The organism is Parabacteroides sp. MSK.9.14, assembly GCF_019041495.1.
GTDB lineage: Bacteria > Bacteroidota > Bacteroidia > Bacteroidales > Tannerellaceae > Parabacteroides > Parabacteroides merdae.
On the sequence record NZ_JAHPXO010000003.1, the window covers coordinates 136,620 to 154,245 of the forward strand.

A 17,626-nucleotide genomic window follows, 5' to 3' on the forward strand; every position below is an offset into this window, starting at 1 on the left:
GTTGCCAGGTTCTGTTATTAAACAATATCTCTAAATTAATAACAATTAATACACATGGTTTGTTTACACAAACAATCGTTTTTTGTACAGCCCATGCTATATTGCCATGATTACCGACAAATTCGGGGAAATAATAGATGTAGATCTACAGCAAGATGAAAGGCTGACCTTTTGGTTCCGTTTGCCCCTCTGAAATAAATCCGATTTTTTTTCTACATTTGCCCTCATTAATAGGATTAGTCAATGCTTAAATATATTGTTGTATTTGCGGGAGCCTCTTTACTTGCGATTTCTTTGCCAGCAAAGGCTCAGGAACAACGCGATATCGTTGCGCTCTCCTCTGAAGAAATAATGACTCCTTCAGATACCGTGCCTCGAAAGAAGACTGTCATCGTAGACGGAGTGGAATTGAACGAAAAGCAGTTGAAACGTTACTATCGTCAATTGCGTAAAGATTCCATCCGGGCCCACAAAAACATATGGTGGTCTGTACTGGGCGGTCCTTCATATACACCAGAAGCTTCGTTCGGTGTGGGTGGTGCCGTCCTTGCCAGCTTCCGAATGAATAAACAAGACACTATTTCCCAACGTTCTTTCCTGCCTGCCGGTTTGAACCTGTCTATAAATGGGACCATTGTTGTAGCTGGCGCTGGAACGTTTTTCTTCAATGAAAACCGTTTCCGTATCTATATGAATTATGGTTATCGGAACGAGCCTTCACACTATTACGGGAAAGGATTTGAAAAGGCGGAGAATCTCGAAAGGGGTGATTCCACTACTCGGTTTCATCGAAGCTATTTTCAATTGTACCCCCGATTCGTATGGGAAGTCCGCCCACATTTTTATTTAGGCGGCTTGTTTGACTTGAACTACACAAAGGTTTCGGATGTTAATCCGGTGATGGAGGAAGATCCCTATTTCCAACAGTTCAAAAGGAAATACTTCAACGTCGGTATCGGCGGACTTATCCAATATGACACTCGTGATGATGTGGCGACACCTACGCGCGGTATGTTGTTAGGAGCTAATTTCAAATTGTTCGGTAAATATTGGGGAGGCGCTTATAACTACGAGATCATCGAGCTTGAATACCGACAGTTTAAAAACGTATTTCGTCCACGCAGTACGCTTGCCTGGATTGCCAAAAGCCAGATCGGCTTAGGGGACATTCCTTTTACGGAACTCCCGACTTTCGGTTCTCCTTTCGACCTTCGTGGTTACTATATGGGCAAGTACCGGGACAAGTCGATGGCTTACGGAATCGTTGAATACCGTCATATGTTCGGCTCTCCGGCCAAATACAAAAGCGGGAATTTTTGGGCAAAATGCGGTTTTGTGGCATGGGTCGGAACCGGAACGATCGGGGAAACTCCTTTTGACTGGAATAAATGGAAACTAAATTTCGGAGCCGGCCTCCGCTTTCAGATGCAACCGGGAAAAAACTTCAGACTGGACGTAGGGAAAGAACCCGGGCAGCCGGGCATGCAGGTCTATATGAATATGACAGAGGCTTTCTAAGAAGGGAAATAAATCCAACTTTCTATAATTTAGGCATGGATTACACGGAAACCACCACGAAAAGAAAACAGTTGTCCGTGAAATCCGTGCCTGAAAAAACATAATATCAGAATGACATTCGCATCATGAACCGAACCCCTTTCGTCTGGATACCCGGATGGTCGCGATAGTTCAAACGCCATACGTAATCAAGGCGAAGGAACTTAAAGATGTTTTCAATGCCGATACTGGCTTCCATATAAGGAGCTTTGCCCAAGGTGTACGAACCGTTAGGGAAAAGATACAGCCCCTCTCCCCCATTCATCGGATTGTTCTTGTCGGTCAGATGTCCCCATAGGCCGCGGAAACAGAATACTTCTCTCCATTTCAACTTCTTGACAAGCGGCAGGCGGTTCAACAAGTTTCCGTTCATGTAATATGTCAAATCCCAGGAGGCATATTCGTCGCTGATGAACTCCATCGCATTCATGTTCGTATAAGATTCCGGCTGGATCGTATACGAAAGATTTGCATTCGGCAGGATCAACAAAGGATATGGAACCTTGTTCCATACTTTTCCCGCTTTCGTGATAAGATCGACATAACCGAAAGCCGAGAACCAGAAACGCTTCTGAATACCGATATCCGTACGGTGATAATCGTACGATGAACCCAGCAAATCTTTCTTTGCCATTACATGGCTGAAATTGAAGATCAGCGCATCGAAAGTAATCGGATAGCGAAGGTTACGTGTCTGGTAGAACTTTTCATCCTTGGCATAACGGAATTTCAACTCCAGTTCCGTCATATCATAGCTCTTGACCGGGCTAATGGCTCCATCCGGTCCGATCCGGTCAAACACCGCATATTCGGTTGCATATTCGCGACGGTTACGGATGACAGCCCCATAAGCCAGACCATTATAATGTTCGTGGTAGTAGGTCAGTTCAGCTTGCCGCAGATAAGTGGCCCGCGTATCTTTCTGGCGTTTCCAGGCCAAGAACATATTATCCTTGCTGGCATACATGTATTGCTGTCCCAACTGGTTGATATCGTACATATATTCCAGGCGGATCGAGTTCAGCGGAAATTCCTTACGGTATTCTTTACGATCATTGAACGAATACTCGACAAGAGCATCATATTTCAGCTTTTCATCTTTTGTTCCATACGCCATATATCCGTCAAAAAACAGGTTCCTGCTAAATGCCGTCGTTGTTGTTCCTCCCACACGGAAACGGGCTCCTTCGATTGCATTGCCACTGATTGCCGTGTTCATGGGCCCGAACTCAAATTTACTTTTCAGCGGGTCCTTATTCGTCGGGATATAGCCGGACACGAGGACTGAAACTACTTTCTCCGTTATATAAAAGATCGGAACAGAACGGAATTTAGCCATCAGCTTTTCGACCGAGTTCGGATTCTTCTTTATTGCCTCCTCCGGACGGTTACTTGTCCAAAAATCCTCCGATTGCTGATAAGCGTCTTTTAGCGTAATGACGGGTGCACTCTCCTTAAACACAAGCGCCCGTTCGGCATCGGGTTCATCAAAAGAATGGTTGCTGTAGATATTCAATCGCCGCGCATACATACCTTTCGATTTCTCGCTCAATTTGAAGTTGACGTTGATGTCGTCCTTCGTAATGATCCGGGTACTGTCGGGCGTGCGTTCGAATGTCTGTTCGATCGTCATTCCGGAAACGAAGTTCAGGTTGATGTCTTTGGGGACATTCAAAATTGCCTTCTGTACAAAGAACGTAGAATCAAGTGTAACAAACAGATGGCCGGTGAAACCAAATGTTTCCGAGTTGAAAGGAACAAACCCCAAATCCACACATTTCTGTCCGTTCACATTTAACGTATCGAGCAGATAATATTTGTAATAATTCGGTCCGATAGTAGACAGCGGACTGACAAATCTCTGTAAAAACAGAGGAATATCATTCTTGAAAATATCGACTTCCCGGAAAACCTCATTCAAAAACTGCTGGATACCATCACGCGAGAATATCTCATCCACACCTGATGACTTGTTTCCTTTCACAATACGCTTTTCCGACTTCGGCTCTTTACGGTAATAGACAGATTCCACCTTTTCCTTTTCCGACACCGGAAGAATAGTCGTACCGACATCAAGCGTATCGACAAAATCGATCAGAAAATCGAATTTGCCCGGTTTTCCGTTCTTTTTGGGTTTGGGATGATAGTCATTCATCGCAAAGACCATCTTCTCATATTGATCGTATTGGAAATAATCGTGGTTACGCGGATCATTGCTTTCCCGTGAAGCAATCACTTGCTTTACAAACTTAACGGCCGGATTCTCTTTCTTGCTGTATTTCTCCTTCTTGGGCTTTACGACGACCTCATTCAACGTGATCCCGTTCGGAGCCAATTTTATTTTCAGATTATTCGTTTTACCCGGAATGACCTTCACTTCTTTCGTGTCATACCCTAAATAAGATACCTCCAAATTCTTGACATCGGTCAAAGCGGAGAATGAAAAGTTGCCATCCCCGTCAGTCGCTGTTCCAATTGTCGTCCCTTTAAAGATAAGAGAAACATAAGGTAATCTTTCTCCTGTAATTGAATCGGTTACAACTCCCTTTATAATAGTATTCTGTCCGTTTGCTATCCATACCGTAAACAAGGATGCCAGCAAAAAAACAATCTTCTTCCCCATCACGATTTTTTATCCTTTTATTTTTACTTTATTCCCAAGAAACTGTTTTTATTTTTTACCTCATGATTCGAGATAGCTTTTTGGAACATATTCGTCACCCTAATGAGAAAGATAGCGGGCTATCTAGCGAAGGAGCGGGACGGATATGACCAAAAGAAACTCAAAGCATAGACAAAACCAACAGCAAAATAAGCTGTTTGTAAAAAATCAAAACAGTTTCTAAATAAACCGCTGCAAAAGTATAACAGATTCTTTTTACAGAGTGTTCCAAAACACGCACATTATATTCCAATTACAAAAAATCTTCCTACCTTTGTCTCCCGAAAGGGGTGCCATACTGTTAACGGGCTGAGATTATACCCTCATGAACCTGATGCGGGTAATGCCGCCGTAGGAAAGAACAGATTAGGCTTTTTCCCTCCTTTTGTATATAGAAATGAAAATAAACACGACGTTTCGCTATCCGGTGGCACTTACTATTGCCGGTTCAGACAGTAGTGGTGGTGCCGGAATACAAGCGGATCTGAAAACATTTTCGGCTTTAGGGGTCTTCGGAACCTCTGCCATCACATCGATCACAGCCCAAAACACACAGGGAGTAAGAGGCATACACGCAGTTTCTCCAGAAATCGTCGAAGGGCAAATTCATGCCGTATTCGAAGACTTAACCGTCGATGCCGTTAAGATCGGGATGTTGCATAACTGGGAAGCAGCCCGGATCGTTGCCTGCTCAATCGATCATTTCTGCCCGTCGAAAATCATTCTCGACCCAGTTATGATTTCGACAAGCGGCAGCAAGCTGATAGAAGATGAAACCATCGAAGTCATCGTGAAAGAACTTTTCCACCGCGTCACACTGATCACCCCAAATATTGACGAAGCAGCCTTTCTCTCCGGTATGCAGATACGCAACGAGGAAGAAATGGAAATGGCCGCACAAAAGCTGTTGGTCTCGGGATGCCGTGCCGTATTGATGAAAGGCGGCCACTTGGAAGGTAAAGAAATGGCCGATATTTTGTTTACACACGATGAAGCTCCGCTCCGACTGGCTGTGCCGACCATTCAGACTCAAAATACACACGGTACAGGTTGCACACTCTCGTCCGCCATCGCCGCCTATATGGCTTTAGGAAAAGAACTGCCAGACGCTGTACGTGCGGCAAAAGATTACATAACGGCAGCCCTTCATGCCGGGGCCAATGTTGAGACTGGACATGGACACGGACCTCTCAATCATTTTTTCGATCCGGTTCCCCTCATAAAAATAGAAGTATGAAAAAGCTGATCGTTATTACTTCGCCCTATTTTTTCAAGGGAGAGGATTCCATCCTTTCACATCTGTTTGATGAAGGGATGCAACATCTTCACCTGCGTAAACCGGATAGCGAAGCAAATGAATTGCGCAAGTTGCTGGATCGGATTCCGGATATCTACTATCCGAAAGTCGTGCTTCATGACTGTTTCAACCTGGCAATAGAATATGGCCTAGGCGGCATACACCTGAACAGACGCAACAACCAGTCGCCAGACGGTTTTACAGGCACAATCAGCTGTTCATGCCATTCGATCGAGGAACTCGAACAGTTCGGGAAACTCGACTATCTGTTTCTTAGCCCGATTTTTCAAAGCATATCCAAAGAAGGTTATGGGAACGGTTTCAAGCCGGAAACACTCAGACAGGCTTCCAATGCCGGGATCATCAATGATAAAGTCATAGCCTTAGGAGGCATAGACCTGACGACCCTTCCCCTTCTACGCCCTTTCTGCTTCGGGGGAGCTGCCGTGTTGGGAGCAGTTTGGGGAGACTCCCCTTCGGCAGATAAAGAGGATTCTATTATCACACAATATAAAAAGCTACAAGCATGGAATTAGACGATTTTTTATATACAAGTGCAGGTAGAGGAAGGTATGCCTGTTTTACCGGTACTAATCGGTTGATGTTCATCACACACCGTACGAATAAATACACAGAACTGGATGAGGTCAAGATGGTGACCAAAGGCGGTTGTACTTGGGTACAGCTCCGCATGAAAGAGAATTTGAACCTGGAAGTTGCCAAAGCAATCGCCCATTTTACCCTGTTTGACTGCGATACGGATTGCGCCTGCTGTCTGGACGACGATCTGGAAATGGCTTTCAAAGCCGGTATTCACTGTGTCCATTTAGGTAAAAACGACATACCGGTCTCCGAAGCCTGGCACCGTATCATCGAAAAAGGGAAAGAGGATCTTTTCCTGGTGGGGGCAACAGCCAACACGTTCGAAGATATCCTGAAAGCAGATCGGGAAGGAGCTTCTTACATAGGCTTGGGCCCCTACCGCTACACCGATACCAAAAAGAACCTGAGTCCGGTGTTGGGATTGGAAGGGTATCGAAAAATCATGGAACAATGCAGAGAAGCTGGCCTTGAAATTCCTATCTTTGCCATCGGAGGGATCGAGTTTGAAGATATTGCACCATTGATGGAAACAGGTATAGAAGGCATCGCCGTTTCCGGAGCGATCATCAATGCTGAAGATCCGGTCGAAGAGACACGCCGTTTCATCCGGGAGATCAACAAACATAAACCGGACCCTTGCAGGGACGATTCTGAAATATAAAAAGAATAAAATAATACAGCTATGGCAAATAAAAACAGAATACGCATCACGTATCCTTCATCGGAAAAGATCTACATACCCGGCAAGATACATAAGATAAATGTGGGTATGCGAAAGATCAAAATACTGGATACCGTCACACGCGATGAGAACGGAGAGTTGGTCCACAAAAAAAACAATCCCGTCATCGTGTATGATACCAGTGGACCTTATTCGGACCCGAAAATCCCGGTCAATACGCAAAACGGCATTCCCCGTATCCGCGAATCCTGGTATGCAGGACGCAAAGACTTGATCCGCCTGGAAGAACTGACTTCCGATTATGGCCGGCAGCGCCTCGCTGATTCCTCACTGGATCACATCCGTTTTCCAAAACATCATCTACCCTATCGTGCCAAAGCGGGGAAAAACATCACCCAACTGTATTATGCGAAACGGCGCATCATCACTCCGGAAATGGAATATGTCGCCATCCGCGAAAACCAGCAGATCGAGGCGTTAGGATTGAAATCATATATCACTCCCGAATTTGTCCGCAAAGAAATTGCCGCCGGGCGTGCCATCATCCCAGCAAACATCAACCACCCCGAAGCAGAACCGATGATTATCGGCCGGAAATTCTTAGTGAAGATCAACACCAATATCGGCAACTCCGCCCTTTCGTCCGGTATAGATGAAGAGATCGAAAAGGCCGTATGGAGCTGCAAATGGGGAGGCGACACCTTGATGGATCTTTCGACAGGAGACAATATCCATGAAACCCGCGAATGGATCATCCGTAACTGTCCGGTTCCGATGGGAACAGTCCCTATCTACCAGGCTTTGGAAAAGGTGAACGGAAAGATAGAAGACTTGAGTTGGAAAATCTATCGCGACACACTGATCGAACAAGCTGAACAGGGAGTCGACTATTTCACCATCCATGCCGGTTTGCTTAAAAAGCATATCGAACTGACACAAACGCGCTTGACAGGTATCGTCTCACGCGGAGGCTCAATCATGGCTAAGTGGATGCAAATCCATAATGAAGAGAATTTCTTGTATACACATTTCGCCGAAATATGCGAGATATTGAAAATGTACGATATCGCCGTTTCGATCGGCGACGGGCTTCGCCCGGGCTCCATCTACGATGCGAACGATGCCGCCCAATTTGCCGAACTACATACGATGGGGGAGTTAACCCAGGTTGCCTGGGACCAGTTTGTACAGGTCATCATCGAAGGTCCGGGCCATGTCCCGATGAATAAGATCCAAGAGAACATGAAAGAACAGCAATATGCTTGCCATAATGCCCCGTTCTACACGTTAGGCCCGCTAACAACAGATATCGCCCCAGGTTACGACCATATCACATCGGCTATCGGAGCCGCCCAGATTGCCTGGCACGGCACAGCAATGATCTGTTACGTCACTCCGAAAGAACATCTCGGTTTACCGGATAAGGAAGATGTCCGCACGGGTGTCGTCACCTATAAGATCGCCGCCCACGCCGCCGACCTGGCAAAGGGACATCCCGGAGCACAAGTCCGTGACAATGCTCTGAGCAAAGCCCGCTTCGAATTCCGCTGGAAAGACCAGTTCAACCTGTCTTTCGATCCGGAACGCGCCCTTCAATATTACAAGGACAGTGCCGTGACGGACGGTGAATATTGCACGATGTGCGGCCCCAACTTCTGTGCCATGCGGCTGAGCAAGGATTTACATAAAGAAAACTGCGATATATAAAGATCACTCATCTTGTGCAGTGACAAGGATATATACACAATGTGCCTTATATCCTTGCCGCTGTACAAGTTTTCTTTTAGGTTTCTTCGCGCAACGAAAATTCACGCTGTCCACCCTCACTTTATACATCTCCTCTCCTTTCTCGCTTACGCCGTCTTTAAAAGTCTTCAATGCAGGTGAAAAGATATGTAATTTGTATCATGAAACTGAATAAAAGAGAGAACAATGATACAAATGAATAATTCAGGACTTACGACCATCGACCAATTCAATAAATTAACAGGACATGAAATGCTGCATTCTTTGATCTGCATGATCCGGAACAGAAGCTGGGCAGTATCGAATAGGAATGGCTGAATAAATCAAGCATTGTTAACTTAATGATCTGTAACTATTTGGCGTTATCCCCGTCATCTTCTTGAAAAGAAAACTGAAATACTGTATCGAAGGAAATCCGAGTTCATGAACGATTTGAGAAAGGGATTCTCCTGAGGAACGTAGCTTCTCCTTTGCCATTTCGATACGTTTCAATTGAAGATGGCAGCTGTGCGTGTGTCCGAGTTGCAATTCGAGCAGATCATTGAAATAGGCTTCCGACAAATGAAGTTGTCCGGCACAATAGGCAGAAGTAAGCGGTTTCTGTGCAAGTTTTCCATCTCCAATATATTGTTTGACAAGTTTTTCGTATTGCCGTATCAGCAGTTCATTGTTCAATTCACGGACAATGAACTGCCGTTCATAAAAACGAGTGGTATAATCCAACAGACGGGTAATATGCCGTATCAAGATAGTCCGTTTGTAGGAATCTGCACCATGATGAAATTCCCTACGAATATCGTCAACACATGAAGAGAGTATCCGTTTTTCTTTTAGGGATACATGCAACGCTTCCTTGAGTGCATACGAAAAGAACGTGTATTCTTCAATAGTCTTTTCAAGCATTTTTCCCTTGAACAGATCAGGGTGAAACGCAACCATCCATAGGCAAGGTGCGGGAATTTCCACACAGACGGTATCCGGACGATAACTGATGAGTGTTCCGTCGCAGTAGTCGCAATACACCCGACCACACTTTGTTCCGAATTCAGCAAGAAAATCCGTTAATATCAGACAATAGTATCCCGATTGACATAAGAACGAAAGAATTGCATGAGGGTTAGCTGTGTCGTCGATATAAAGCCCAGGAAATTGCAGTTCGTTCATAGTTTACTATATAAAGACTAGTTTTGAGAACGAAATTCATTGGGAGTATAACCTGTCACCCGTTTGAACATCCGGCTCAGGTGCTGCGGATATTGGAATCCCAGCCCGTAAGCAATTTCACTTGTTGTTTTATCTGTGCCAAGTAAGGCTTCTTTAGCCCGTTCGATCAGTTTATTTTGAATATATTCCGAGGCAGTCTGCCCTGTCTGTTTACGGATCATGTCTCCGAAATAATTCGCAGACAGAAACACCTTATCGGCAAAATACTTGACGGTCGGCAACCCCTCCCGTAAGGGACCATCGCTGTCGAAATAATCGTCTAATAGTCGTTCAAAACGGACGATAATATCTTTGTTTACCTGTTCTCGTGTCGTGAACTGCCTTTCATAGAAACGCATACAATAGTCGAGCAACAGTCCGATATTGGCACAAATCAACCGGCGGCTGTGTTTGTCGATACTATGCTTCAATTCCGTCTCTATTTTATGTAGGCAGTCCATTACAATCTCACGCTCATCCTCCGAAAGATGCAACGCCTCGCGGGTTTCATAAGAGAAGAATGAGTAGTTCTTAATTTCTTGACCGAGAGCAGTTCCTCGAATCAGGTCGGGATGAAACAGAATGCCGTGAGCATTCGGCTGGATATTTTTCAGCATCTCGGTTTCCGCAACTTGACCAGGGGCGAAACCGACTATCGTACCGTCCTGATAGTCGTAACTCTGACGTCCATACGTGATATTCCCGCAGTAGGTATCTTTCAGATAAAGAGCGTACACGCCGTAGTTGACCTTGAAATGTTCCGGCCACCGCGTCGCCTTCGACAAATCGACTACACTTACTAACGGATGCCGTGTTTCGAGTCCGAACAGTTTGTTGTATTTATCTACCTCATTGAGTTTTATAACTTCTTCCATAAGCTTTTCTTTTATTTCTTTTGAGCAAAAGTAATTCATTTGAATTGAATTACATACAGCGTTATTACTGAATCGAGGATTCGGGTATAAATATCCGTAAATCGTATACAAGTCGGCTTATTCGACCGCGATAAATTTGCAATCAGAAAAAACAATGAAAAAACAAAAGATGATGGATCGCAGAAATTTCTTAAGGACGGCATCGAGTTTTACATTGCTCACAGTCGGAGCAACAACAGATGCTTCCCGTACTACAGGAGAGAGCATCGGCAAATATTTGAATCTGGATAAGCTGCCAGGTATGTGTGCCAAAGAGCCAATGACGGCCGATGGTATCATAAGGCTGTCGAAAATAGAGGTTTATCCGCAGTATCTCGACAAGTACATAAACTATGCGACCGAAGTGGGCGAAATATCCCTGCGTAGCGAGCCGGGCGTATTGACAATGTATGCGATTGGTGAAAAGGAGAATCCCTGCAATATAACGATTCTTGAAACGTATGCGAGTCATGCGGCTTATGAAAAACATATCGCATCGGAACACTTTCAGAGGTACAAGCTGGAGACGCTGCACATGGTCAAGTCGTTAATATTGTCTGACCAGACGCCGCTCAATCCGGCTAATAAACTCAATAATTTCATACAATAAAACAACTATGAACAAGATCTTTTTAATTTCAGTATTCAGCATTTTAACACTCAATGTTATGGCACAGGAAAAAATAGTACAGACAGCAGGACGCACCCAACTCGTTGAGTTCGCACCCAAATTTGCGGAACTCAACGACGATGTTCTTTTCGGCGAAGTGTGGAGCCGCACTAATAAATTGGGCCTGCGTGACCGCAGTTTAGTAACGGTTACCTCGCACCCGTTTCGAGCGAACAGGTGCCGATAGCAAACGTAACTTTTGAGCCTCGCAGCCGTAATAACTGGCATATCCATAAAGCGACAAAAGGGGGTGGACAGATGCTTATCGGTGTAGCCGGACGAGGTTGGTATCAGGAAGAAGGCAAGCCGGCGATAGAGATTCTACCCGGTACGATCATCCATATCCCGGCTAACGTGAAGCATTGGCACGGAGCGGCAGCCGACAGTTGGTTTGCACATCTGGCTTTCGAGGTTCCGGGAGAAAAGACATCCAACGAATGGCTCGAACCAGTCACGGACGAAGAGTATGACAAACTCGAACAAAATAAGGAAACTCGCCGGTAAACGAATCGCTCTGTCCGCCACAAGCGGCAGTAGCGGAATCTCGACTTCAGTCAGCGAAGCCCGCATGACAGCGGTGGCTGCTCACTGCGAAACGAGATTAGGGCATGGCCGACAAAACATAATTTATATAACAATTAAAGAACGGAATATATGGAAGTAATATCAAGCACAGAATTCGGCGGAGAAAGACCTTTGTTCGAATCACATAATCTCAGATTGGAGAACGTCGTCATCCGTGCCGGGGAGTCGGCCATCAAGGAATGCAGCAACATCGAAGCCATTGATTGCCGGTTCGAAGGAAACTACCCTTTCTGGCACGTGCATGGTTTCGTTATTGACCGTTGCTTTTTCGATATAGGCGGACGTTCGGCACTATGGTACTCCGACCATCTGAAAATGACCGATACACGTATCGACGCCCCCAAAATGTTCCGCGAGATGCACGACATCGAAATCGAGAACGTAGAGATGAACGATGCTGATGAAGTGTTCTGGCGTTGCCAGAATCTGAACATCAAAAATCTGAAACTGCATGGAGGAACTTATCCGTTTATGTTCAGCAGCAACATCCGTATAGACGGATTGGAAAGCGACAGCAAATACGTTTTCCAGTATGTGAAGAATGTGGAGTTGCGCAATGCCAAAATCACTACGAAGGATGCCTTCTGGGAGGTGGAGAATGTGACGATCTACGATTCCGAACTCAACGGTGAATATCTGGGCTGGCATTCGCGCAATCTTCGGTTGGTGAACTGTCACATTACCGGCGAACAGCCGCTCTGCTATGCCCACGACCTCGTGTTGGAGAATTGCACCTTCGGCCCAGATTGTGACCGGGCTTTCGAGTACAGTTCGGTGCAGGCAACCATCAAAGGTGCAATAGGCGGAGTGAAGAATCCGCAGACAGGCTGTATTACCGCCGAGAGCTATGGGGAGATCATCCTCGATGAAAATATAAAGGCTCCTGCCGATTGTGAATTGAGGCTTTGGGAAGAGAAAAGAGAAAGACCGATTACTTGTTGTCGCTTATCCGCGAAGGGAAGAGTATGACGCTGAAGCAGCAGCCACAACAGGATTTTCCGTGCAGGTAGCACACCGGATCGGAGCCGAGGATTTCGCGGGAGCCAGAAAGATACTGCGCCAGTCGGTTACAGCCACGCTTATTTTCAGTTCCCTGCTGGCGGTGACCGGTATTACCATCAGTGATATGCTTCCCAGTTGGCTGGTCGGGGATGCTGATTATGGGTGTCATGGGAGCTTTGATATATTGGATATCGAGCTTTGCTTCCGGGGAACGATTTTTCTTGTCAGGCTTTGGGGTAGTAACTGGATTTATAAATTACGAATAAAAAGATAAATTATGAAATACGATTTCGATACAATCATCCCGCGGCGCGGGACGAATTCTTACAAATGGGATACTCCCGAAGAGGAGAATGTATTGCCTATGTGGGTGGCGGATATGGATTTCCGTACAGTACCAGCTATTGTTGAAGCCTTGCAAAAGCGGATAGCGCATGGTATTTTCGGCTATACCAAAGTACCCAAAGCCTACTACGACGCGGTTATCCGGTGGTTCGATGACCGGCATCGCTGGCAGATAGATCCCCGGTGGATTATCTATACGAACGGTGTCGTGCCAGCTCTGTCCGCTATTATCAAAGCTTTGGCTGCACCGAGTGACAAGATAATCGTCCAGACTCCGGCATACAACTGTTTCTATTCGTCGATTCGCAATAGCGGATGCGAACTGTCGGCCAACTACCTCGTTTATCGGAACGGCCGCTACACGATTGACTTCGACGACCTCGAAACAAAGGCGGCCGATCCGAAGGCGAAAATCCTGCTGTTGTGCAATCCTCACAATCCGGTCGGACGGGTCTGGACGCCGGAGGAACTGTGGCGCATCGGTGACATCTGCCTGCATAACGGGGTGTTCGTTGTGGCAGACGAGATTCATTGTGAGCTGGTCTATGAAGGGCATGACTACACGCCTTTCGCCTCCCTGTCCGAACGTTTCCGCCAAAACTCCGTAACCTGCGTTTCGCCGAGTAAGGCATTCAACCTTGCCGGATTGCAAATCGCCAACATCATCGCTGCCGATGAAGGGGTACGCCGCCGTATCGACCGCGCCATCAACATCAACGAAGTGTGCGACGTTAATCCGTTCGGCGTTATCGCCACGATAGCCGCTTACAATGAAGGCGGTGCATGGCTCGATGCTTTGCGGAAATACTTGTGGGAGAATTACGAATATCTTTACCGTTTTTTCGAGCAACGGCTACCGCAATATCCTGTGTTGCCACTCGAAGGAACCTATCTGGTCTGGATAGATTGCCGAGCATCGAGTATCGGCTCGGATGCCACGACCCTGCGCTTGCAAGAGGAACAGAAGCTGATGGTCAATTCTGGTACACTGTACGGTCCTGGTGGAGAGGGGTTCATTCGTCTGAATATAGCCTGTCCCCGGACGTTGCTTGCCGACGGTCTGGAACGGATAGCCCATGTGTTGGTACAAAATTTCTAAGAGAATTTTGCCAAACGCTCAATTGGCAACAACCTCCTGCAAATCTCATTATCGATGACAACACGAAGATAGGGCTTCGCAACAGGTTGGAATACGGTTTGGGGAATATCGGCGAATATCGGTGAAGATAGGTGCAGAAACAGGTAGAATATAAACGCCATTATATTTTGAATATCAGTAATTATTGCTTATCTTTACAGGACAATAAAACGATGGTGGTTATGATGATGGATGAATTCGAAGTCAGGAGTTACGGGTGGCAAGAATTGGCGGTCCTTTACGGTCCGGATTTGATGCCGGCATCGGCAGGGAAACGGTTGTCCCAATGGGTGGGGGTAAACCCGGAGCTAAAGACAGAGCTACAGGGTAACGGTTGGAGGAAAGGGAAAAAGATGTTGACTCCCCTGCAGGTGAGGACGATCGTGCAATATCTGGGTGAGCCTTGAAACAAGGGACTTCTGTGTGCGAAATAAGGGACTTTGACGTGTCAAACCACGAAGTTCGGGAGGTGAAAGACCGGACTTCCGGATGCGAAAGAAGGGATTTTTTTCGTTCCTATCGTGTCTTTGCCGGTTTAAAGGGGTACAAGGAAATGAGCTTATATATATATTAATATATTTATTTTAAGATGTAGGATTGAACCACAATGAACGGAAAACCTCTATAAGCCACTCATAATTAATGGTTTATATTGAGCCATTGACTGCACCGTTTTTATTTGATGTGAAATGTCGGATTTAGAGCCTGTTTCTATTTTCCTCAATAACAATCTTATAGCAGCCAGTTTAACCGTTCCATCTGCCGAATCAAACGCTAATTCATAGCTTCGGTAGAGCCTTCTATTCTACTTGAATGACATATCCGAACTTCTAGCCGATTTATTCAACAATTGTCAAGCGTGCAAACTTCAAAAGCAATTGTTTTTGACCGAAATGAGCAAATGAAACGGTTGCTTTCGCATTACCCCCTTCTCCTTCAATGGCAGTTACCTCACCTTCTCCGAAACGATCGTGCCGAACTTTAGCCCCGACATGCAAACCTGACAGAGCCGGCGCAGAAGACGAAGACGGGGCCGAAGACAAAGAAGCCGTTTCCATCCGTGTCAGACGAGCCTGCCGTCCGACTGCCTGAGCGACCGGAGAGACATAGGCCTCTCCTTCCATTGCCTTCGGTTGCTGGAAAACCGAGGAACGACGAGTAGCCAATAAACCGTTGGTAGTAACGGCATCTGCCGACGTATAAATATATTTGGGATCGATATCTTTCAAGAAACGACTGGGCGAACACATCGTACTCTGGCCATTGCGATAACGGCTTCTGGCGTGTGTCAATACACAATTTTCTTCCGCACGAGTAATGGCGACGTAGAAGAGGCGGCGTTCTTCCTCCACCGCTCTCGGATTGTCTTTCGACATGGCGGAGGGAAACAGGTCCTCTTCCAGCCCGACAACGAAAACATTCCGGAACTCCAGGCCTTTGGCGGCGTGCACCGTCATCATCGTCACCTTGTTTGCCTGTTCTTCCTTATCATTATCCTGATCTGTCAACAGCGAGACTTCAGACAGAAAGTCAGCAAGCGAGACATGCTCCGTTCCTTCCTCGCGGCGTATCTCGCAAAACTCGGCAATACCTTTCAACAACTCCTGCAAGTTTTCCTGCTTGCTGATTCTTTCCACCGAGCGATCCTGAAACAAGGTACTGACAATGCCGCTCTCCTTCACTACTGCAGCGGCGATTTCCTCGGCAGAGAGCTTAACATTCCGTTCGATAAAACCGGAAATAAGCTCCCGGAAATCGCTTAACTTCTTTGCCGTACCGTTATTGACCGGCAGAGCGTACCCGATCGGATCGTTCAACACGGTCCACAAACTGACATTATGATCTGTAGCGGCAACGACCAATTTATTGAGAGTCGTATCGCCTATCCCACGAGCCGGATAGTTTATCACACGTTTGAAAGCCTCTTCATCATGCGGGTTGACAATCAGACGAAGATACGAAATGACATCCTTCACTTCCTTACGCTGATAGAAAGACAAGCCTCCGTATATCTTATAAGGAATTCCCTTTTTACGCAAGGCCTCTTCCAAGATGCGTGACTGTGCATTTGTCCGATACAGGATGGCAAAATCAGCATAATCGTAATTCTGCATCCTCATATCGTTAATCTTACCAGCAACGGCATATCCCTCTTCATAATCGGAATAGGACGAACAAATGGAGACCTTGCTACCCTCCTCCTTTTCTGAATAAACGGTTTTTGGGATCTGCTTCGTATTCTTATGTATCAAACTGTTCGCCGCATTTACGATATTCTGCGTCGAACGATAATTTCGTTCCAGTTTGAAAATACGGCAACCCGGATACTGGTTCTTGAATTGCAGGATATTATCGATATTGGCTCCCCGGAAAGAATAGATACTTTGCGCATCATCTCCGACCACGCAGATACGTCGGTGTACTTCGCACAAGCGCTGTACAATCAGATGCTGGGCAAAATTCGTATCCTGATACTCGTCCACCAGCACAAACTGAAAAAAGCTCCTGTACTTCTCCAATACGTCCGGATGATCGCGGAAGAGTATATTCGTTTGCAACAGCAAATCGTCGAAATCCATCGCCCCCGCTTGCTGGCAACGATTCTGATACCGCTTATATATTTCACGCAGCAAAGGAACTTTAGAATCTATATCATGTTGCACCAGCTCCTTGTTCTGTTCGTATGCCTTATAGGTAATAAGTGCATTTTTTGCATTCGAGATACGGCCCTGTACCATTCCCGGCCGATACACCTTGTCGTCGAGCTGCATCTCCTTCATGATGGAACGGAGTAGACTTTTGGAATCTGTCGCATCGTAAATGGTAAAATTAGATGGATAGCCGATGCACTCCGCCTCGGAACGGAGAATACGGGAAAAAACGGAATGGAACGTCCCCATCCACAACCGCCGTACCATCCGTTCGTCTGTCAGGGAGGCGATACGATCTTTCATCTCGCGTGCCGCCTTATTCGTAAAAGTCAGTGCCAAAATGCTTTGGGGAGGCAGTCCCTGCCTTAAAAGATAGGCTATCTTGTAGGTCAGCACGCGTGTCTTTCCCGATCCGGCTCCGGCTACCACAAGCGAAGGCCCGTCTGTATAGACAACTGCTTCGCGCTGACTTTCATTCAATTGTTTCAGATATTCTTCCACGTATCTTGTATTTTTAGGGATACAAAGGTACGAATTTTTATTTACTGTCCCGCCTCAGGTCACTGTTCTC

General features: G+C 46.2%; 12 protein-coding genes, 3 pseudogenes and 1 riboswitch. Of the genes and pseudogenes, 11 read left to right on the forward strand and 4 right to left on the reverse strand.

The genetic code is table 11. The features are described from left to right. Nucleotides 1-243 precede the first annotated feature (243 nt). Nucleotides 244-1,518, forward strand: coding sequence for a BamA/TamA family outer membrane protein (locus tag KTG12_RS02865; protein WP_005641882.1), 1,275 nt, complete (start codon nucleotides 244-246; stop codon nucleotides 1,516-1,518). 106 nt (nucleotides 1,519-1,624) lie between these two features. Here the strand turns inward: KTG12_RS02865 and KTG12_RS02870 are convergent, their stop codons facing one another. Next, the gene (locus KTG12_RS02870) at nucleotides 1,625-4,180 is read right to left on the reverse strand and encodes a DUF5686 and carboxypeptidase-like regulatory domain-containing protein (RefSeq protein WP_005641880.1); all 2,556 of its coding nucleotides are present in this window, start codon (nucleotides 4,178-4,180) and stop codon (nucleotides 1,625-1,627) included. Between the two features lie 315 nt (nucleotides 4,181-4,495). Beyond that, nucleotides 4,496-4,596: riboswitch (TPP riboswitch) on the forward strand. 20 nt (nucleotides 4,597-4,616) lie between these two features. Here KTG12_RS02870 and thiD point away from each other — a divergent pair. From thiD to thiC, 4 genes are read left to right on the forward strand one after another with little or no spacing between them, the layout of a single operon-like run. Then, complete coding sequence (gene thiD, locus KTG12_RS02875) at nucleotides 4,617-5,456, forward strand: bifunctional hydroxymethylpyrimidine kinase/phosphomethylpyrimidine kinase (protein WP_022322980.1); 840 nt, start codon at nucleotides 4,617-4,619, stop codon at nucleotides 5,454-5,456. After that, nucleotides 5,453-6,052 carry a thiamine phosphate synthase gene (locus KTG12_RS02880; RefSeq protein WP_046452612.1) on the forward strand — a complete coding sequence of 200 codons (600 nt, stop codon included), beginning with the start codon at nucleotides 5,453-5,455 and terminating at the stop codon, nucleotides 6,050-6,052. Before thiD ends, KTG12_RS02880 begins: the two co-directional genes overlap by 4 nt. Further along, a complete protein-coding gene (locus KTG12_RS02885) occupies nucleotides 6,043-6,780 on the forward strand; it encodes a thiamine phosphate synthase (protein WP_138273040.1) in 738 nt (245 codons plus the stop codon). The genes KTG12_RS02880 and KTG12_RS02885 overlap by 10 nt, the downstream gene beginning before the upstream one ends. A gap of 21 nt (nucleotides 6,781-6,801) precedes the next feature. Beyond that, nucleotides 6,802-8,508 carry a phosphomethylpyrimidine synthase ThiC gene (gene thiC / locus KTG12_RS02890; protein WP_022322977.1) on the forward strand — a complete coding sequence of 569 codons (1,707 nt, stop codon included), beginning with the start codon at nucleotides 6,802-6,804 and terminating at the stop codon, nucleotides 8,506-8,508. A gap of 372 nt (nucleotides 8,509-8,880) precedes the next feature. Here thiC and KTG12_RS02895 read toward each other — a convergent pair whose 3' ends face one another. Together KTG12_RS02895 and KTG12_RS02900 are read right to left on the reverse strand one after the other, a co-directional pair. Further along, nucleotides 8,881-9,711 (reverse strand): AraC family transcriptional regulator, encoded by an 831-nt coding sequence (locus KTG12_RS02895; RefSeq protein WP_122115807.1) that lies wholly within the window; start codon nucleotides 9,709-9,711, stop codon nucleotides 8,881-8,883. A 17-nt stretch (nucleotides 9,712-9,728) separates the two neighbouring features. Then, a complete protein-coding gene (locus KTG12_RS02900) occupies nucleotides 9,729-10,625 on the reverse strand; it encodes an AraC family transcriptional regulator (RefSeq protein ID WP_005649338.1) in 897 nt (298 codons plus the stop codon). A 253-nt stretch (nucleotides 10,626-10,878) separates the two neighbouring features. Here KTG12_RS02900 and KTG12_RS02905 point away from each other — a divergent pair. From KTG12_RS02905 to KTG12_RS02930, 6 genes and pseudogenes are all read left to right on the forward strand, one after another. Further along, nucleotides 10,879-11,274: pseudogene (locus KTG12_RS02905) on the forward strand (putative quinol monooxygenase); the annotation flags it as partial. A 7-nt stretch (nucleotides 11,275-11,281) separates the two neighbouring features. Next, nucleotides 11,282-11,838, forward strand: a pseudogene (locus KTG12_RS02910) (cupin domain-containing protein). 150 nt (nucleotides 11,839-11,988) lie between these two features. After that, entirely contained in the window at nucleotides 11,989-12,888 is a 900-nt protein-coding gene (locus tag KTG12_RS02915; RefSeq protein ID WP_046452608.1) for a DUF3737 family protein, read from the forward strand. Between the two features lie 7 nt (nucleotides 12,889-12,895). Beyond that, nucleotides 12,896-13,072 (forward strand): annotated as a pseudogene (locus KTG12_RS02920) (MATE family efflux transporter); the annotation flags it as partial. Nucleotides 13,073-13,198: 126 nt separating this feature from the next. Then, nucleotides 13,199-14,365, forward strand: coding sequence for a MalY/PatB family protein (locus tag KTG12_RS02925; protein ID WP_138273039.1), 1,167 nt, complete (start codon nucleotides 13,199-13,201; stop codon nucleotides 14,363-14,365). A gap of 221 nt (nucleotides 14,366-14,586) precedes the next feature. Continuing rightward, complete coding sequence (locus KTG12_RS02930) at nucleotides 14,587-14,811, forward strand: DUF4248 domain-containing protein (protein ID WP_122115840.1); 225 nt, start codon at nucleotides 14,587-14,589, stop codon at nucleotides 14,809-14,811. Between the two features lie 432 nt (nucleotides 14,812-15,243). On the opposite strand, the gene KTG12_RS02935 is transcribed toward KTG12_RS02930, so the two are convergent. Beyond that, a complete protein-coding gene (locus KTG12_RS02935) occupies nucleotides 15,244-17,556 on the reverse strand; it encodes a UvrD-helicase domain-containing protein (RefSeq protein ID WP_173023000.1) in 2,313 nt (770 codons plus the stop codon). Nucleotides 17,557-17,626: the final 70 nt, after the last annotated feature.